The sequence below is a fragment of the Megasphaera sp. NM10 genome (genome assembly GCF_000417505.1).
Lineage (GTDB): Bacteria > Bacillota > Negativicutes > Veillonellales > Megasphaeraceae > Megasphaera > Megasphaera intestinihominis.
Genome location: NZ_APHY01000036.1, coordinates 15,678 through 33,024, shown reverse-complemented (window position 1 = coordinate 33,024; position 17,347 = coordinate 15,678). Strand labels below are relative to the sequence as shown.

The window sequence follows — 17,347 nt, the reverse complement described above, 5'->3', positions numbered from 1 at the left end:
GACCGGCMGTGCGTTACCAATACGGGGACGTCGTTCCTCATGGACGGTCGTAAACTCAAATCTATTAACCAGTATTGGAACAAACGCAAAGCCAGACTCCAAAGCATTGCCGCCAAGCAGGGCCGGAAGACGACGAACCAGCTCTGTCAGTTAGCGAAGAAACGCAATTTCCGGATGAAGGACATCCTTTGCAAGACAGCCCGTTACATTGTTAATTTCTGCATTGACCATCAGATAGGTACCATTGTTTGCGGCTATAATCGCGATTTTAAACGAGGACTAAAGCTGGGCAAAGTGATGAATCAGCATTTCACTCAAATCAGTCTGAGCTATCTTCGTAGTACCTTGAAACACCTGTGTGAACGCTATGGGATAACCTATCTGGAACAGGAAGAATCGTATACCTCTCAGGCCAGCTGCCTGGATTTGGACAACATTCCCGTATACCAGCCGGATACACCCTATACAGGAACGTTCAGTGGGAAACGAATCCGGCGCGGCCTGTACCGTTTCGCCAACGGCAGGACGGCTAATGCCGATATCAATGGCGCCGCCAACATACTTCGTAAAAGTAAGCAGAACTTCGATTTCGAGGGACTGTGTAAGGGGCTTTTGGACAGCCCTTTGAGAATAAGGCTATCCTGATTTCAGGAGGAAACTTAAACAGCAACCTTCTCAAGAATCTCCCGCTTCTATAAGCGGGAGAGGTTCAAGGCAAAGACTTATGTACTCGATACGAATGTGCTCATTCAGGCGCCGTATGCCATGCAGTGTTTTGAAGACAATCACGTCGTTATTCCCCTGGTCGTCGTCGAAGAGCTGGATGGGCTGAAAAAAGCGGATGGTGAACGCGGGTTCAATGCCCGTCAAGCCATCCGTTTTTTAGAACGCCTGCGTCTCCGGGGCAATCTGCTCGACGGAGTCCCCTTGGATAACGGCGGTACGCTGCGTATCGAAATCAACTGCGTCCATGAAGCCCTTCCCGATTCCCTGCCCAATGACCAGGCCGACAATCGCATCCTCAAGGTCTGCCGTCATCTGCAGCAGTGCCAGCCCATCCTGGTCACGAAAGACCTGGTCCTGCGATTGAACGGTCGCTGCTGGCCCTCGATGCGATTCAGCGCTTATAGACTCATTTCTTCAGATATTGACTGGAAATGGCGGGGTTCCACGAGCAGAGTCCCGCCGTTTTTTCAAAGCGCCATTTCTGTCGGACGTCGGGATATTTGTCATGATCCACTTCGCTGAGGAACATGTCCAGAGGCCGGATGAAGTCGCGGTATTCGCCATATAAGGTCTTATAGACGACGTAAGTCTCGCCCGTTTCGGCGTCGTCGGCTAAATCGAGGATGCGGTACATATGGTTCTTGAAATGGCGCCACGTTTCGCCGGGCCTGGGCAGGTCGCGGCCGAGGACAAAGGCCGTCAGAGCCGCAAAGGACGGCAGGAAGGGTACGGCGTCGGCCCAATCCTCGTCGACGAAGCCTTCGTCGCTCATCTGCTGGATCAAGGCTTTCATGGGCTGGTAATAGCCATCGAAGTCGAGAAAGGCAAAGCGTCCTTCCATCTGATGCAGTTTCACCTGGCTCATGACCTGGCTGATTTCTTCCAGCGTCCCAATACCGCCGGGAAAGGCCAGGAAGATATCGCCTAAATCCATCATCTGCTGCTTGCGTGACGTCATATCCGGCGTCACAATCAGTTTCGTCAAGCCTTCATGCTGTAATTCCTCATCCATGAAGAACTGCGGTTCCACGCCGATGACCTGGCCTCCGGCCTGCAAAGCACCGTCAGCCAGTTTCCCCATGAGCCCAGTCCGGCTGCCGCCGTAAACGAGGGTGTGCCCGTGGCGGGCAATCCAAGCCCCTAACGCATAAGCATAATCAGCATAACAAGACCGGTTCCCGCTGCGGGAACCGAGATAAACGGTAATATTCATAAGTTGCGTCCTTTCTTTCCCCTAATATATGGTATAATAAGTGTTATTATATCATATATTAGGGGGATTTTTCGTTATGATTTTCGTTGCCATGATTCTGTTAGGTTCCGTTATCGGCTTTGTCGGTGCTGGCGGAGCCGGCGTCACGATTACGCTGCTGACGGTCGGTTTCGGTGTTCCTGTCCATACGGCCCTGGCCGTTTCCCTGGCGGCCATGACTTTTACCATGATTTCCGGGACGGTCAGTCATTACCGGGAACATGAAGTCGATGTGAAGCCTGGGGCCATCATCGGCGGCAGCGGTATGATCGGCTCGATTGCCGGCGCCAATGTGTCCAACATCATGCCGTCGGAACTGCTGGCGACGATGACGTCGCTCATGCTCATCGCTTCCGGACTGATTCTCTATGTCCGCCTCTACCAAGACGCCTGGCTGACCCGGCACTTTCCCGTGCGGACGACAGCCTTAACGGGAAAGAAGCTCTATATCTACGGCATCATTACCGGTCTCATCGTCGGCTTCCTGTCCGGTGCCTTCGGCATCGGTGCCGCGGCCTTCATCCAGCTGGCTCTGATGGTCGTCTTCGGCATTTCCCTGCTCCACGCTATCGGGACCTGCATGATGATCGTCCTGCCTATTTCGGCTGCCGGCGGCTTGAGCTACTTGTTCAATGGCCGCCTGGACCTGTGGATTTTCGTCCAGACCCTGCTGGGCCTGAGTCTCGGCGCCTATATAGGTGCAAAGTTCACGCACTTAGCCCCTAAGCCCCTGCTCAAGGCAGCTATCGTCGCCATGCCGACCCTGGGCGGCATCATCATGGTCCTCTTCGGCCGCTAAGCCTGCTGATGGCGGTGCCAGCAGTAGCAGATCAGGACCGTCAGGATGACCCAGAACATCAGCCGTCCGCTGTGCTGGCCGAGGTGGATGAGGTCATGGCCTAAAAGGACTTCGATGACGACCCGCGGGACCTTGCCGACAGCCGTCGCCAGGAAGTGGTCTTTCTGGCTGAGGTGGCTGACGGCGGCGATAGCCGTAAAGGGGACGTTGGGGATATACGGAATGGACCGGGCCATGGCCAGCGTCGAGAAGCGGCTGTATTTATCGAGCTGATTCCGCAAGTGATGGCGGGAGATGACGTGGAGGGCCTGGCGGCGCAGGACCGTCCGCAAGATGAGGAAGCTCAGTTCCGTCCCCAGGACTTCGCCAATCCAGGAAATGATAAGGCCCGGCACGAGGCCGAAGATGGCTCCGTTGACGGTCAGAAAGGGAATCGACGGCAGACCGGTCATATCGGTGACGGTAATCATGAAGATACTGATGAGGGCCGCATAGATGCCGAAAGATGAAATATAATCGATGAGGACGTCGACATCACCGGCCAGGCTCAGGCGGAACAGTTCCTGATAGAAGTCGGGGATGACCCACTGGACGCTCCAAAAAGCCAGGAATAAGCCCAGGCAGACGGCGCCTTTTATCACTTTATCCCATAAAGGCCCATTGCGAATAGCCATAGATATCCCCTTCTCTCACCCTTGATAATTCTATTGTATACCTAAAAAGGGCAGATTCACAAGTGTTTTTTTGTAAACTGCCCAAAGGAGGTTTGAATATGACAAAAATACCGGATGCGCCGAATTTTTTTATCGGCCGCAGTGAAGCCATTGCCCAGAATGATAAATTATCCAATAAAGCCCGTCAGAGCCTGTATACGGCACGGGCCGCCAATACCGTCGATGCCTACCGGTCGGACTGGAACGATTTCTGCGACTGGTGCAGCTATCACCAGCTGTCGTCATTCCCGGCCGAACCGGAAACCATCGTCAATTACATCAACGACCTGGCCGACAACGCCAAGGCCAATACCATCGCCCGGCGCATCAGTGCCCTGACCGAGAATTTCGACGCCGCCGGTCTCAAAGAGAATCCCTGCCGCTACCCCATCGTCAAAAACGCCCTGCGGGGCATCAAGCGCATGAAAGGGACCATCCAGCACGGCAAGGCACCGATTCTCTTCGACGACATCAAGGAAATGCTGACCTATCTTGAAGGCGACGAAATCCAGCAGGTCCGCGACAAGGCCATCCTGCTGGTCGGCTTCTACGGGGCCCTGCGCCGGTCAGAACTGGCCGGCATCGACGTGGAAGACCTGAAGTTCACCCGCCTGGGCCTGCTCATTACCCTGCGCAAATCGAAGACGGACCAGTTCGACCAGGGCCAGATGATTGCCATCCCCATGGTCAAAGACAAGGACCTCTGTGCCGTCACGGCCTTGCAGAAATGGCTCGATGTCAGCGGCATCACGACAGGTCCGGTCTTCCGGGGATTGACGAAGGGGCATCATGTTCGTAAGACCCGGATTTCCGATAAATCTATCGCCCTCATCGTCAAGCACTATGCCGGGCTCATGGGCATGAATCCCGACGACTACGGCGCCCACAGCCTGCGCCACGGCTTTGCCACGTCGGCGGCCCAGCATCACGTCGAAGAACGGCAGATCATGCGCCAGACCCGGCATAAGTCCCAGGCCATCGTGCGCCGCTACATCGACGAAGCCGACCGCCTCATCGACAGCCCGATTTTAAAGATTACCGAAGATTCTCACCCTCACTAATCCACCAGCTGCCGGGCCAGCACCGTCCGCACCTGTTCGGCCCGGCCTGGGGCTACCGGCAGGCGCAGGACCTGGCCCGGACGGATGTCACTGGTGCCGGTCAGGCCGTTTTCTTTTAAAATCGAATCCATGACTTCACGCACATCCGTATCATCACCGGCTGTAACCGAAGCCAGCTGCCAGACGGTCTGCCCCGGTTCGACGGCGACGGAAATGAATTCCTGCGAAGACTGGTAACTCCAGCCGATCTGCGTACACATAAAGAGGGCCAATATGGCCAAGATGACATATTTCATGGCAATCACTCCTGACTTTGAAACGAACGTTCCTGGAACGAATTTTCTTAGAACAACCGTTCGTCGATGGTTTTATTATATCGTCGAACGGTTGTTCCTGTCAAGATATTTTGAACAAACGTTTGATTTTTTTTATGAATTTCGGTATAATGAAGGTAGCTTATACTGGAATTGCTATAACTTTCCAAGACTGGAGTGATATATATGATTAATAATGAAAAAATGCTGACGACCCGTCAAAAACAAATCTTAGAATACATCCGCACGTGTGTCCATAAATTCGGCTATCCCCCGTCGGTACGGGAAATCTGCAAGGAAGTCGGCCTGAGCTCGACGTCGACGGTCCACGGCTATCTCCACCGCCTGGAAGATCTGGGCTATATCCGCCGCGACCCAGCCAAGAACCGGACCATCGAACTCCTCGACGAAGGTTCGTGGCGGTCCAAGAAAATCGTCCCCCTGCCCCTGGTCGGCCAGGTCCGGGCCGGTGCCCCCATCTTTGCTGAAGAATGTGTCGAAGACGTCTACCCCTTCCCGGCGGACTTCATCGGCAATGACGACTGCTTCATGCTCGTCGTCCAAGGGGACAGCATGAAGAACGCCGGCATCCTCGAAGGCGACCAGCTCATCGTCCGCCGCCAGGAAACGGCAGAAAACGGCGAAATCGTCGTCGCCCTCATTGGCGAAGAAGCGACGGTCAAGCGCTACTTCCACGAAGCCGACACGATCCGCCTGCAGCCGGAAAATGACGAATACGAACCGATTTATACCCGGGATTGCCAAATCTTAGGCAAAGTCATCGGCCTCTATCGTCGGTATTAAGGGAGGTCTTCTCATGTCTGATTTCTCGGTGGTCCTGCCCGATAACCTTCCCTTATTTTCCGGCATCAGCCAGGAAAAAAGGAAGGCCATGCTCACCTGCCTGGGCGCACGGGTCCGGACAGTCCGCAAAGGGGAATTCCTCGTCCTGGCCCAGGATGAAGTGAATTACATCGGCATCGTCCTCAGCGGCGAAGTCCATATGATCCATGAAGACCGCTGGGGCGACAAAGCCGTCCTGGCCGTCATCCGCAGCGGCGGCCTCTTTAGCGAAACCTTCGTCTGCGGCACAATCCTGCAATCCATCGTAACCTTCCAGGCCGTCAAGAACACGCAGTTCCTGGTCCTCCCCTTCCAGAAGGTCCTGCACATCTGTACCAATGCCTGTCCCTTCCATCACCAGCTCATCGAGAACATGCTGCATCTCATGGCTGACAAGAATGCCCAGCTGCTGACCAAACTAGAAGTCGTTTCCAAGAAGAAGCTGCGCAAGAAACTATTGACCTACTTCTCATTCCAGTCTGAACAGGCCGGCAGCCAGACCTTCACCATCCCCCTGACCCGGACCCAGCTGGCTGACTATCTCTGTGCCGACCGCACGGCTGTTGCCAGGGAACTGGCTCACATGAAAGACGAAGGCCTCATCGAAATAAACCAGCAGCGGGTGACGCTGTATTGAAAAAAGGCGCTGTCGCATGAAGACAGCGCCTTTTTTAGTGGTTAGCAGTTAGTGGCTAGGGGTTAGCAGATGGCTTTAAATTTAAAGGTTTTCTCTGCAAACTACAAACTCTTTGTTACAAACTATAAGGCAAAGGGACCTCGCATGATGGCAAAAACCATCGTGTGAGGTCCCTTTTCTGTAGGGGCTCGCACGTGGCGAGCCCGCTCCGGGATATGTCCTATCATCCCTGACGGGCGCCCCACGTGGTCGCCCCTACCAATCACGGACTACTCTACTATAAAGAAAGAGCAACCTCTCAGTCAGCTTCGCTGACAGCTCTCCTATAAGGAGAGCCACGAGCACGAGCCACTAATCTTTTTTGGCTGCGATGCCGTAGGGAATGGACAGGAAGAGGACGGCACCGACGATGTTGCCTAAGGTGACGAAGGCCAGGTTGTAGAGGTAACCGCCGACGCTGACGGCCGTACCGGCGGGATTCAGCAGACCCAGGGTCAGGACGGTCATGTTGGCTACGCTGTGTTCAAAGCCACAGGTAAAGAAGGCGTAGAGGCACCAGAAGACCATGATCAGTTTGCCGCTGTCCGATTTGCAGCGGAAGCCGCACCAGACGGCCAGGCAGACCAGGACGTTACAGAGGATACCTCTGAGGAAGAGGACCAGCGGCGGCAAGCTCATCTTCATGGCAGCGGCATTGGCCAAAGCCTGGCCGACGCCGCCAGCCGTGCCGGCAGCACCATAGAAGAGCAGGGACAGGACGATGGCGCCGAACCAGTTGCCCAGGTAACAGACGACCCACAGGCGGATGACGTCCGTCAAGGTGACCGTCTTCGACCGCCAGCCATTGTAGAGGACGAAGGCGTTACCCGTGAACAGTTCCGCCCCGGCGATGATGACCAGGCTCAGGGCGATGCCGAAGGACAGGCCCATGGCGATCTTAGTCATGGGAATGGCTCCCAAGGTCCCGCTGACCGTAAAGGACAGGAGGATGCCAAAGCCAATATAGGCACCGGCTAAGGCCGACAACAGGAAGTATCCCAGGGGATTCTTCTTCAAGAGGCCTACTTTCGCAGCTGCCCCGGCCGCGGTCGCAGCGTATTCGTCGTTGTACATAGGCTCCTCCTTATTTCAGCGGCAACGGTTTCTGGAATACATCCAGATCGGCCGGATTTACGTCTTTGCCGACGTAGAACGGTTCCGATTTCAAGCCGACATAGCGGATACCGGACCAGTTAAGAGGACGGTAGATTTCCGCCTTCTTCGGCAGATGGACGTCCTGGAGGATGAACTTGATGAATTCTTCCGGACCCGTACGGTCTACCATGTAGCCGATATGTTCCTTGCCACCCGGAGCGGTCGGGTCGATATATTTCTTGGCAAAAGCATAGACGTTGGAGATAATCTTCACGACGCTGTCTTCATCGGCCCATTTGATGAAATCGACGCCCATGCGCGGGTTCTTTTTGCCTGTACGGCCCAAAAGGGTGATACGGAAATACTGTTCCTTGCTGCGCGTCCAGGCACGGTTCGGGCAGGCCCAGACACAGACGCCGCAGCCGATGCATTTTTCGACATTGCGGACAGGACGGAAATTCTTCATCTGCAAGGCTTCGACAGAAAGCTGTTTACACTTGCGGACGCACATGCCGCAGCTGACGCAGCGGCTGGCATCGAACTGAGGTTCCGTCATGCCCATGACGCCGAAGTCATGCATGCGGATTTTGTCGCAGTCGTTGGGACAGCCTGTAAGGGCGACTTTGACGTGCAGGTCGTTCGGGAAAATAGCCTTTTCGATCCGTTTCGCCAGGGCCGTCGTATCGTAGTTGCCAAAGGGGCAGACGCGGTTGCCGACGCAGGCCATGACATTTCGGGTACCGGACGCTTCAAAACCAGCGCCTCGTTCGCTCTGATTGATGTCGAGTTCATCGATGATCGGCTGGAGAGCCTTCTTTACTTCTTCAACTTTTTCAAAGGGAATCCCCATGATTTCAAAGCCCTGACGGATGGTCAGATGGATTTCGCCATTACCGTACGTTTCGGCAATATGCTGGACCTGGCCCAGGACCTTGGCATTCAGGGAACCGCCGGGTACACGTACACGGGCTGAAGCCATATTACGATTTTTTGTTACCCGGAAAGCGTATTTCTTTAACTTACCGCAATTCATATCCATAATGTATCAGCCTCCTAGTCGATCAATGTACGAAGTTCGGTGTATTTGAATACCGGCCCGTCCTGGCAGACGTAGACTTTGCCAATACGGCAGTGGCCACATTTGCCGAGACCGCAGCACATTTTGCGCGATTCAGAGAGCCAGATTTTTTCTTCATCGAAACCGAGTTTAATCAATTCCTGGATGGAGAACTTGATCATCATCGGCGGACCGACGACGACGGCGATGGCGTTGTCGAAGTCCTTGAGGGGCAGTTCCGGGATATACTGGGTGACCAAGCCGACATGGCCGTCGTAATCCCCTTCTTCCGGAGCCTTGTCGACGGTGCAGATGAAGTTCATGCCGTCGTCAATCCAGCGTTTGAGGTCTGCTTTGAAGAGGATGTCTGCCGGCGATTTGAAACCGGAGATGACAGTCAGGCTCTTGCATTCGTCCATGTGATCGGCGAAGTAGTCGATGACGCCATGGACCGGGGACAAGCCGGAGCCGCCTGTGACCAGGACGATTTCCTTGCCTTTGAACATATTGACGTCGAAGCCGTTGCCATAAGGCCCGCGCATGAAGAAGTGGCCGCCGACGTAGTTTTCAAAGATTTCATCGGTCAGGCTGCCGACTTTACGGATGGTGAAATCCAGGGAATGGTCGGTAATGCCGCTGACGGAAATGGGCGCTTCACCGTATTTCGGGATAGAGATTTCAAAGAACTGGCCCGGTTTGACCGGATGTTCTTTGCCGCGGTCATAGGACATACGGAAGGTATATTCCACATCAGCATGTTTAATGACTTCTAAGATTTCCGAACGGAACGGTAAATATTCGTTATTCATTCTCTGTGACCTCCTTCATGCCTTCCGGCAGTTTGACATTGATGCAATGGCTGAGCGAAATGTATTCCGGACAGATGGCATCGCAGCGGCCGCAGCCTACGCACATCTGGAAACCGGAACGCTGTTTGAATTCCAGCGTCTTATGGAGCACTTTGAAGCGCATCCGTTCGCCCGCCTTCTTGCGGAAGCAAAGGCCACCGGCAACCAGGGTATAGTCGTCGAACATACAGGACGTCTGTACACGGCGGCGTTCACCGGCTTTATGGTCTTCCGTGAAGAACACATCCTGCATGGACCAGCAGGTACAGGTCGGACAGGCCAGGGTGCAGCGGCCGCATTTGATGCAGCGCTTGTCGTATTCATCCATACGTGGGATTTGGCGATAGCCGACGAGAGGTTTTCCGGAATGTGTACCTGGAGCTTGTTTTCCGTCACATGGTCCGGGACGACGTCGACTTCCGGTGCCTTGGCTTCGCTGACAGCTTTCCCAAGGACGTCATCTTTGACATCGAGGAAATACTGGCCGTCTTTGACGTTCAAGGCGACATCGTAGTTATCGCTGGTATTGGTGCCCATGGAAACGCAGAAGCAGTTGTCGAATTCCTGGCTGCAGCCCATGAGGACGAATTTGACGCGGTCGCGGACGCGTTTGTAATAATAGTCTTCCGGACCGTTCTGGAGGTACATGTAGTCGAAGCGCTTGATGGCGTGCAAGTCGCAGCTGCGCAGCAAAATGATGGCACCCTTTTCCGGGGCTTCGGCTTCGGTGACGGTATTTTCATTGAAATAGAACAACGTCTGGCAAACGGGCAATAAAACGTCTTTTGCCGAGTAGTCGGACCGTTTGTCCCAAACGATTTCTTCCGGCTTGGTGATCTTGCCATAGCGTACGATGTCCTGCATCGAAGAACGTCCCGTGCCGGCAAACAGTTTCGGAGCGTAAATGTCATACGTATCCGACCATTTGGCAAAGACCGTGTTCAATGCATCTGCATTTAATTGATAGCCCATGCTGTTACCCTCTTTCTAAAGAAATAAATGACAAATATAATGGATAAACAAATTATTTTTTTCACATACACCGTGACGACATCATAAGCCGCCTCGTTGATTTTATGATAACAGCGGGAGAAGAAAAAAACCGTTGCCGTAGCAACAGTTTTTTTAATTTTTTTCTAAATACTATGCTTTTTTATCATATAAAATCGTTATCGTTGAGGAATTTAAATACATTATACTTTTCCCCATAATCTTTTCTTTTCAGGTCCTATGACTCATCATAACGCTGTAACTTATTACCGGTAGTCCATGCTGTCTTTGCATACAGAAAAAGAGGCTGTCGCCTGAAGACAGCCTCTTTTTGAGTGTTAATAATCATTCAAAATCGTTGTGGAATTTAATCTTGCGATACGTTTCAAAAGTCATCCACTTGTCGAAGAGTTCGGCATCGGAGTTTCCCCCGGCCTTGGCGTAGTCCGCCTTGAAGGCAGCGAATTCCTGCGGCGAATGGACGTTGATGGCAAAGCCGCGGCCGTTGACTAAAGGCTGTTCCGTATAGGCATAGCCGTCGAGGGACAGGATGTTGGCGACTTTGGCGTCGCGGATTTCGACGGCAACCTTGTCGCGGAGGATGAGGATGTCGAAGTTATCCGGATAGGCATAGGTTTCGCCTTTCGTCGGGATCGTATCGCCGATGTGGTACTGGTGGAAGGCCGGTTTGGCCTTGGTGATATTGAGGCTCTGCATGCCGTAGAAGAAGTCTTCAAAGACGTCGCCGCGGGCCTTCAGGGAGCCGTTGACGAAGGTGTGGTCGGCGTTGGTGTCGTTAACGTCGATGACGACGCCGCAGGCCGAGGTCATATTGGTGACGCGGTCGATGAGGATGAGTTCGCCCAGGACCTTGTGATGACTGAAGGTATCGACGACAATCGGTTCCTGCAGGAAGAGCGTGCAGACGGCGATTTCGTTCTTCGTAAGGCTCGAAGCGCGTTTCTTTTCGCCTGTATTGACGTCAATGGTGTAGTCGATATCAGTGAGGACGCCGACGATTTCCTTGATCCCCAATTTGACGACGTATTCTTTGCCGACAGCCAGGTCCTGGTCATCCATCCAGAGCATGGTCGCTGTAATGCGCTGACTCAGGGCGACGTCCGTCCCCTTGGTAAAGACGCAGCCCCGGGATACGTCGACTTCGCGGTCGAGCTGGACGTTGACCGGCTGGCCTTTGACGGCCGAATCGACGGTATCGAAGCCGATGAGGATGGATTTGACCTTAGCTTCTTCCTTGCTGGGCAGGGTCGTAATCGTATCGCCGACGGCCAAGGCGCCGCTTTCGATCTGGCCCTGGAAGCCGCGGAAGGTGTGGTTCGGGCGGCAGACGCGCTGGATGGGCAGGTAAAAGCCTTCTTCTTCGTCTTCTTCGACGTTGACCGTTTCCAGATAGTCGAGGATGGTCGGCCCCTGGTACCAGGCATATTGGCCGAGGCCTTGGTAACGTTGTCCCCTTCCGTCGCCGAGACAGGGATGAGGATGACGTTGGCCAGTTCCAATTCATCGCGGAGCTTGGCGATCTGGACCTTGATTTCTTCAAAACGTTCCTGGCTGTAGCCGGCCAGGTCCATCTTGTTGATGGCGAAGATGAAGTAGCGGATTCCCATGAGGGCGCAGATGCGGGCATGGCGGCGGGTCTGGACCAGGACGCCTTTGGTGGCGTCGATGAGGATGATGGCCAAGTCGGCAAAGGAAGCACCGACAGCCATGTTGCGCGTATATTCTTCATGGCCCGGCGTGTCGGCGACGATGAAGCTGCGGTTGTCCGTGCTGAAATAGCGATAGGCTACGTCGATGGTAATGCCCTGTTCCCGTTCTGCCATGAGGCCGTCCAGGAGCAGCGAGTAGTCGATGGCCCCGCCGCGGCTGCCGACCTTGCTTTCCAGTTCCAGAGCCTTCTTCTGGTCGGCGTAGAGCAATTTGGCGTCATAGAGCAAATGACCGATGAGTGTCGATTTGCCGTCATCGACGCTGCCGCAGGTAATAAATTTTAACAAGCCGTTTCCGTTTCTATCCATTTTAGAAATACCCCTCTCTCTTTCTGCGTTCCATGCTGCCAGCTGCTTCATTATCGATGACGCGGCTCGTCCGTTCCGACGATACGGCGCTCAGCGTTTCATCGATGATGGCATCCAGCGTATCGGCATCGGATTCGATGCCCCCTGTCAAAGGATAGCAACCCAAGGTCCGGAAGCGGATCTTCTTGTGCATGATTTCTTCTCCCGGCTTGAGGCGCATGCGGTCGTCGTCGACCATGATGATGTTGCCGTCACGATAGACGCAGGGCCGTTCCTTGGCAAAGTACAAAGAGACGATGTCGATGTTTTCCCGTTTGATGTACTGCCAGATATCTTTTTCCGTCCAGTTGGAAATGGGGAATACGCGCATGCTTTCGCCTTTATGGATGTGCGTATTGTAGAGCTTCCACATTTCCGGGCGCTGGTTCTTCGGGTCCCAGGCCTGGGCTTCATTGCGGAAGGAAAAGATACGTTCTTTGGCGCGGGATTTTTCTTCGTCCCGGCGGCCGCCGCCAAAAGCAGCGGTGAAGCCGTATTTGTGCAGGGCCTGCTTGAGGGCCTGGGTCTTCATGATGTCCGTATAGGCTGCGCCGTAATCGAAAGGATTGACGCCCTGTTTGACGCCTTCCTGGTTGATGTATTCAATGAGCTGCAGGCCGTACTTCTTCATGGTTTCATCGCGGAAGCGGATCATTTCCTTGAACTTCCACGTCGTATTGACATGGAGGAACGGGAAAGGCGGCTTTTCCGGATAAAAGGCCTTCCGGGCCAGGTGAAGCATGACAGAACTGTCCTTGCCGATGGAATAGAGCATGACCGGCTTTTCACATTCCGCAGCGACTTCGCGGATGATGTAAATCGCTTCGGCCTCTAACTTGTCGAGATGCGATAATGCACACATAATATGAATCCCCCTATTGATAAAATGCAGTTTCCAGTTTATAGTCTGCAGTTTGCCGTAATGGGTGCTCTTTTACTACAAACTCGCTACTACAAACGGCAAACTAATTAATATGAATTCGCCTGTTTGCGGTCGACGGTGATGGTCTTTTCACTGCCGTCGGCCTTATGGATATGCCAATGCAGGTAGTGGCCGTCAGCAGTGACGTTCATCGTGCTGCCGCGGCCGCCCATATCGGCGCCGAGGTAGAAGTCGATGGCCTGGACCGGGCAGACTTTGACGCAGGATACACAGCCCCAGCAGTCCTTGGGATAATGCATCCAGGCCTTGCCCTGGCCGTTGCGGTCGATGAGGCTGCCCGGGCAGACGTCGATGCACTGGCCGCAGCCGATACAGCGTTCCTGCTTAATGCGTATGCTCATAAGTTTCCCCTCCTGGTACTAAATCGCGGTAGATCATGTGGACCTGGCCGTCTTCGTCCATGCGGGAATTGACGTATTTCAGCCAATCCGCACGCTGTTCCGGATAATCGAGGTTCTCTGCAAAGGAATGCCACCGCGTTTCCTTGCGGGCCCGCAGGTGGGCGATGAGGACCTTGCAGACCGTCAGCCGTTCGCGCAGTTCGTAGACGAAGAGCAGTTCATGGTAATCGCTGGCGCCGACGTGGGCGGCCAGTTCCATGAGCTGGTCGATCTTTTCATCGGCCAGGGCCAGCTGCTTTTCGTTGTACTGGTAATGGCTGCCGATGCCGCCGGCGTAGGTATCCATGACTTTCTGCATGGCTTCTTCCAGCTGTTCCACAGTGAAGAAGCTGTCCGTCTCACCGAGGGCGGCGTTGTATTCGGCTACCTTTTCGGCGAGGATGGCTTTTTCCTGGGCTTCATCGAGGCCGGATGCATCGCTCAGGCCCTGGCGGACCATATTCTTGGCGGCGATTTCCCCTTCGACCAGGGCACCCGTGACGTATTTCTGCGGACAGCCGCCGGCGACGTCGCCAGCCGCATAGAGGTGGCGGATCGTCGTCTGACGGTTCGTGTCGACCCAGTAGCCGCTGGCCGTATGGCCGCCGACGACGTACGGTTCGGTCCCTTCGATTTCGACGTTCTGCTGACTCGGCAATTTCCCCGACTCGATCCATTTCAAAGTCTGGCTCGGCGCCATGTTGAGGTAGGCCTTGAGGAGCGATTCGTCCTGAGCCGGCGTGATGCCTTCCGTGCGGAGATAACAGGGACCGTTGCCATCCAGCGTTTCCCGGACCGTGCCGTACAGGCGCTGGGACGTGGTCAGGCCGTATTTCTGTTCATATACGTCACCGCGGGCGTTGACCTGCTTGGCCCCGACGCCCTGGGCGATAGTCCCTGTCGGCGCGATGGTATCCTTGCAGCGCAGGGCGATGAAGCGCATTTCAAAGGTCGTCATTTCGGCCCCGGCCCGGATGCCCATGGCATAGCCGGCACCGGTGTTGAAGGGACAGTACCACATCTTGTGCCGGGAAAAACCGGGATTGTTGGGCCGGTAGAGGCCGGCTGCGCCGCCTGTGGCACAGAGGACGGCTTTGGCCCGGATTTCATAGGCCGTGCCCGTGCGCATATCGAAGCCCAGGGCGCCGGCCATGGTATTGTCGCGGACGATGTAGTCGGTAATATTCAGATGGTTGATGACCTGGACGCCATCGAGCTTCTTGACGGCGTCGGCCAGGATGGTCTTGATATTTTCGCCGTTAATCTTGATGTTGCGCGTGCCGCGGGCGACGTATTCTCCTTTTTCGTCCTTCAAGATGACCAGTCCCAGGTCTTCCAGCTTCCTGGTGACTTCGTTGAGGCCTTCGGACATGGTGAGGAGCAAGTCTTCCCGGACGATACCGGCTGCGTCTTTCTTGGCGTAGTCGACGTAGAACTGCGGCGTATGGCCCTTGGTGATATAGGCGTTCAGGGCATTGACGCCGGCTGCCAGACAGCCGCTGCGGCGGATATCGGCCTTTTCGGCGATGACCACGGACGCATCAGACAGGCTGCGGAGGGTCAGGGCGGCATAACAGCCGGCCGTCCCGCCGCCGATGATGAGGACATCCGTATGGATGATCTTCTCGCTGGTAATCTGCATAACATAGACTCCTTCGTTAAATATAGAAAACGTCAGCCGAGGTCATGGCGCTGTTTTCTTTTAAATACGTCTTGTCGCCGTCGAGGACGTACAAGCGGTAAATGAGGACCTGGACGGTCTCGCCGACAGACAGTGGCGGGTCGTCGAAGGAATATTCGCCGTGGATGGCCAGGCCCTTGATGCGGACGGTCACGTCGAGGTGGCTGCCGCGGAAGACGACGGCTTCGACCGTCCCTTCTTCAGCAGCGCTGATATACTGTTTCATCGTGCCGTGTTTGTAAATTTTAAGGAACTCCGGTCGGACGATGGCTTGTTTGCCCGCTCCGACTTGCAGGAATCCCGTGAGGATGTTGCAGTTGTCGATGACAACTGGAGTTCCGATAAATTGAGCTACAAAGGGCGTCCTGGGCTGGCGGTAAATATCCAGCGGCGTCCCGACCTGTTCGATATGGCCGTGGTTGGTGATGATGATTTCATCGGCCACTTCGACGGCTTCGTCCTGGTCGTGGGTGACGAAGATGCTGGTAATGCCGACGCGGTGAATCGTATCCTTGAGCCAGTTGCGCAGTTCCTGACGGACCTTGGCGTCGATGGCGGCAAAAGGTTCATCCAGGAGCAGGACCTGGGGATTCGGCGCCAGGGCCCGGGCAAAGGCCACGCGCTGGCGCTGGCCGCCGGAGAGCTGGTTGGGATAGCGCTTTTCCATGCCCGACAGGCCGACGAGGTCGATCATCTCCAATACGCGCTGGCGTATCTCCTCTTTCGGCCGCTTCTGGATTTCCAGGCCGAAGGCGACGTTGTCGTAGACGGTCATATAGCGGAACAAGGCGTAGTTCTGGAAGACGAAGCCGATGCCCCGCTTGGCAGCGGGAATGTCGTTGACCCGGCGGCCGTCGATGAAGATGTCGCCGCTGTTGGGATTCTCCAGGCCGGCCAGCATGCGCAGGATCGTCGTCTTGCCGCTGCCGCTGGGACCGAGGAGGGCGACGAGCTTGCCCTTGTCGATGCCAAAGGAAACGTCGCGCGACGCGTGGAAGGACCCATAATTCTTTTCGATGTGTTTCATTTCGACGTACATGAGCTTCACCTCCTTTATGACGTTTTATCGGCCTTGGCTTCGAGGAAAGTCCGGAGCAGCAGGACGATGATGGCTAATAAGACGAGCAGTGACGATACGGCAAAGGCCGCCGTAATGGCATCGGCCGACCCCGATTGATAGAGGGCGTCGATTTCCAGGGGCAGCGTAAAAGTCTCGCCGCGCAGTTTCGACAAGGCACTGACGGCACCGAATTCGCCCAGCGCCCGGGCCGTGCAGAGGACGATGCCGTAGAGCAGGGCCCATTTGATCTGCGGCAGGGTGATGCGGAAGAAAATAGTCCAGCCGCTGGCTCCCATGAGGGCCGCCGCTTCCTCTTCATCGCGCCCGTTGGTGCTGAGGACGGGGATGATTTCCCGGAAGACGAAGGGAAAGGTGACGAAAATCGTCGCCAAGATGACGCCGGGAACGGCAAAGACGATTTGGATATCCGTCCCCCAGTAGTCGTTGAGGACTTCGATCCACTGACCGATCCAGCCCATGCGGCCGAAGGTCATGATGAAGGCCAGGCCGGCGATGACCGGCGAGATGGAAAAGGGTATATCGATGAGGGTCGTCAGGAAATGCTTGCCCCGGAAGTCGAATTTGGAAATAGCCCAGGCCGCACCGAGGCCGACGATAGTATTGACGATGACGGCGGCGACCGTGGCGATCAGGGTCAGGCGCAGGGCCGACAGGACGTATGGCGTCGTCAGGGCTTGTACGTAAAAGTCCCAGCCTTCGGCCAGCGAGTTGGTGAGGACCGACACGAGGGGAACGATGAGCATGACCACGATGAAGACGACGCTGATCGTGAGCAAGGCGATTTCCGTCTTACTGTGTTTCATAATGGCT

21 protein-coding genes are annotated in these 17,347 nt (G+C 55.0%); 7 read left to right on the top strand and 14 right to left on the bottom strand.

Translation table 11 applies throughout. The annotated features are described in order from the left end of the window. Positions 1-645 (top strand): transposase (locus NM10_RS07410; RefSeq protein WP_020310967.1); only part of this gene is annotated, 645 nt, incomplete at its 5' end. A 36-nt stretch (positions 646-681) separates the two neighbouring features. After that, on the top strand, positions 682-1,248 hold the full coding sequence (locus tag NM10_RS13795) for a PIN domain-containing protein (RefSeq protein WP_256378965.1): 567 nt from the start codon (positions 682-684) through the stop codon (positions 1,246-1,248). Here NM10_RS13795 and NM10_RS15160 read toward each other — a convergent pair. Next, positions 1,133-1,939 (bottom strand): TIGR00730 family Rossman fold protein, encoded by an 807-nt coding sequence (locus NM10_RS15160; RefSeq protein WP_020310965.1) that lies wholly within the window; start codon positions 1,937-1,939, stop codon positions 1,133-1,135. The genes NM10_RS13795 and NM10_RS15160 overlap by 116 nt on opposite strands. 76 nt (positions 1,940-2,015) lie before the next feature. Here NM10_RS15160 and NM10_RS07395 point away from each other — a divergent pair, with 76 nt between their 5' ends. After that, positions 2,016-2,777 (top strand): sulfite exporter TauE/SafE family protein, encoded by a 762-nt coding sequence (locus NM10_RS07395; RefSeq protein WP_020310964.1) that lies wholly within the window; start codon positions 2,016-2,018, stop codon positions 2,775-2,777. On the opposite strand, the gene NM10_RS07390 is transcribed toward NM10_RS07395, so the two are convergent. After that, positions 2,774-3,451: a TVP38/TMEM64 family protein gene (locus tag NM10_RS07390; protein WP_020310963.1), complete on the bottom strand. Its 678-nt coding sequence runs from the start codon at positions 3,449-3,451 to the stop codon at positions 2,774-2,776. The two genes, NM10_RS07395 and NM10_RS07390, sit on opposite strands and share 4 nt — an antisense overlap. A gap of 98 nt (positions 3,452-3,549) precedes the next feature. Here NM10_RS07390 and NM10_RS07385 point away from each other — a divergent pair, with 98 nt between their 5' ends. Beyond that, entirely contained in the window at positions 3,550-4,551 is a 1,002-nt protein-coding gene (locus tag NM10_RS07385) for a site-specific integrase (protein ID WP_020310962.1), read from the top strand. Here the strand turns inward: NM10_RS07385 and NM10_RS07380 are convergent. Continuing rightward, the gene (locus NM10_RS07380) at positions 4,548-4,847 is read right to left on the bottom strand and encodes a LysM peptidoglycan-binding domain-containing protein (RefSeq protein ID WP_020310961.1); all 300 of its coding nucleotides are present in this window, start codon (positions 4,845-4,847) and stop codon (positions 4,548-4,550) included. The genes NM10_RS07385 and NM10_RS07380 overlap by 4 nt on opposite strands. A 204-nt stretch (positions 4,848-5,051) precedes the next feature. Here NM10_RS07380 and lexA point away from each other — a divergent pair, with 204 nt between their 5' ends. Both lexA and NM10_RS07370 read left to right on the top strand, forming a co-directional pair. After that, the gene (gene lexA / locus NM10_RS07375; protein WP_020310960.1) at positions 5,052-5,669 is read left to right on the top strand and encodes a transcriptional repressor LexA; all 618 of its coding nucleotides are present in this window, start codon (positions 5,052-5,054) and stop codon (positions 5,667-5,669) included. Positions 5,670-5,682: 13 nt separating this feature from the next. Next, positions 5,683-6,345 carry a Crp/Fnr family transcriptional regulator gene (locus tag NM10_RS07370; RefSeq protein ID WP_020310959.1) on the top strand — a complete coding sequence of 221 codons (663 nt, stop codon included), beginning with the start codon at positions 5,683-5,685 and terminating at the stop codon, positions 6,343-6,345. Positions 6,346-6,696: 351 nt separating this feature from the next. Here NM10_RS07370 and NM10_RS07365 read toward each other — a convergent pair whose 3' ends face one another. The 4 genes from NM10_RS07365 to NM10_RS14570 are packed head-to-tail and all read right to left on the bottom strand — an operon-like array spanning position 6,697 to position 9,637. Beyond that, on the bottom strand, positions 6,697-7,458 hold the full coding sequence (locus NM10_RS07365; protein WP_020310958.1) for a formate/nitrite transporter family protein: 762 nt from the start codon (positions 7,456-7,458) through the stop codon (positions 6,697-6,699). Positions 7,459-7,468: 10 nt separating this feature from the next. Further along, positions 7,469-8,518 carry a sulfite reductase subunit C gene (gene asrC, locus NM10_RS07360; RefSeq protein ID WP_020310957.1) on the bottom strand — a complete coding sequence of 350 codons (1,050 nt, stop codon included), beginning with the start codon at positions 8,516-8,518 and terminating at the stop codon, positions 7,469-7,471. A gap of 14 nt (positions 8,519-8,532) precedes the next feature. Further along, positions 8,533-9,345, bottom strand: a complete 813-nt coding sequence (gene asrB / locus NM10_RS07355) for an anaerobic sulfite reductase subunit AsrB (protein WP_020310956.1) — start codon at positions 9,343-9,345, stop codon at positions 8,533-8,535. Continuing rightward, positions 9,338-9,637: a 4Fe-4S dicluster domain-containing protein gene (locus NM10_RS14570; RefSeq protein WP_239639654.1), complete on the bottom strand. Its 300-nt coding sequence runs from the start codon at positions 9,635-9,637 to the stop codon at positions 9,338-9,340. The genes asrB and NM10_RS14570 overlap by 8 nt, the downstream gene beginning before the upstream one ends. Positions 9,638-9,714: 77 nt before the next feature. On the opposite strand from NM10_RS14570, the gene NM10_RS14565 reads away from it, so the two are divergent. After that, positions 9,715-10,161, top strand: coding sequence for a hypothetical protein (locus tag NM10_RS14565; RefSeq protein ID WP_239639652.1), 447 nt, complete (start codon positions 9,715-9,717; stop codon positions 10,159-10,161). Between the two features lie 558 nt (positions 10,162-10,719). On the opposite strand, the gene NM10_RS15275 is transcribed toward NM10_RS14565, so the two are convergent. The 7 genes from NM10_RS15275 to NM10_RS07320 all read right to left on the bottom strand — a co-directional run bounded on the left by NM10_RS15275 (position 10,720) and on the right by NM10_RS07320 (position 17,340). Beyond that, complete coding sequence (locus NM10_RS15275; RefSeq protein WP_442852356.1) at positions 10,720-11,454, bottom strand: elongation factor 1-alpha C-terminal domain-related protein; 735 nt, start codon at positions 11,452-11,454, stop codon at positions 10,720-10,722. A gap of 29 nt (positions 11,455-11,483) precedes the next feature. Next, positions 11,484-12,413 carry a GTP-binding protein gene (locus tag NM10_RS14560; RefSeq protein ID WP_071601843.1) on the bottom strand — a complete coding sequence of 310 codons (930 nt, stop codon included), beginning with the start codon at positions 12,411-12,413 and terminating at the stop codon, positions 11,484-11,486. 1 nt (position 12,414) lies between these two features. Next, positions 12,415-13,314 (bottom strand): sulfate adenylyltransferase subunit CysD, encoded by a 900-nt coding sequence (gene cysD / locus NM10_RS07340; RefSeq protein WP_020310955.1) that lies wholly within the window; start codon positions 13,312-13,314, stop codon positions 12,415-12,417. Between the two features lie 107 nt (positions 13,315-13,421). After that, positions 13,422-13,736: a 4Fe-4S dicluster domain-containing protein gene (locus NM10_RS07335; protein WP_020310954.1), complete on the bottom strand. Its 315-nt coding sequence runs from the start codon at positions 13,734-13,736 to the stop codon at positions 13,422-13,424. Then, a complete protein-coding gene (locus NM10_RS07330) occupies positions 13,720-15,417 on the bottom strand; it encodes an adenylyl-sulfate reductase subunit alpha (protein WP_020310953.1) in 1,698 nt (565 codons plus the stop codon). The genes NM10_RS07335 and NM10_RS07330 overlap by 17 nt, the downstream gene beginning before the upstream one ends. Before the next feature lie 16 nt (positions 15,418-15,433). Beyond that, positions 15,434-16,495 (bottom strand): sulfate/molybdate ABC transporter ATP-binding protein, encoded by a 1,062-nt coding sequence (locus NM10_RS07325; RefSeq protein ID WP_020310952.1) that lies wholly within the window; start codon positions 16,493-16,495, stop codon positions 15,434-15,436. A 14-nt stretch (positions 16,496-16,509) separates the two neighbouring features. Next, positions 16,510-17,340, bottom strand: a complete 831-nt coding sequence (locus NM10_RS07320; protein ID WP_020310951.1) for a sulfate ABC transporter permease — start codon at positions 17,338-17,340, stop codon at positions 16,510-16,512. Positions 17,341-17,347: the final 7 nt, after the last annotated feature.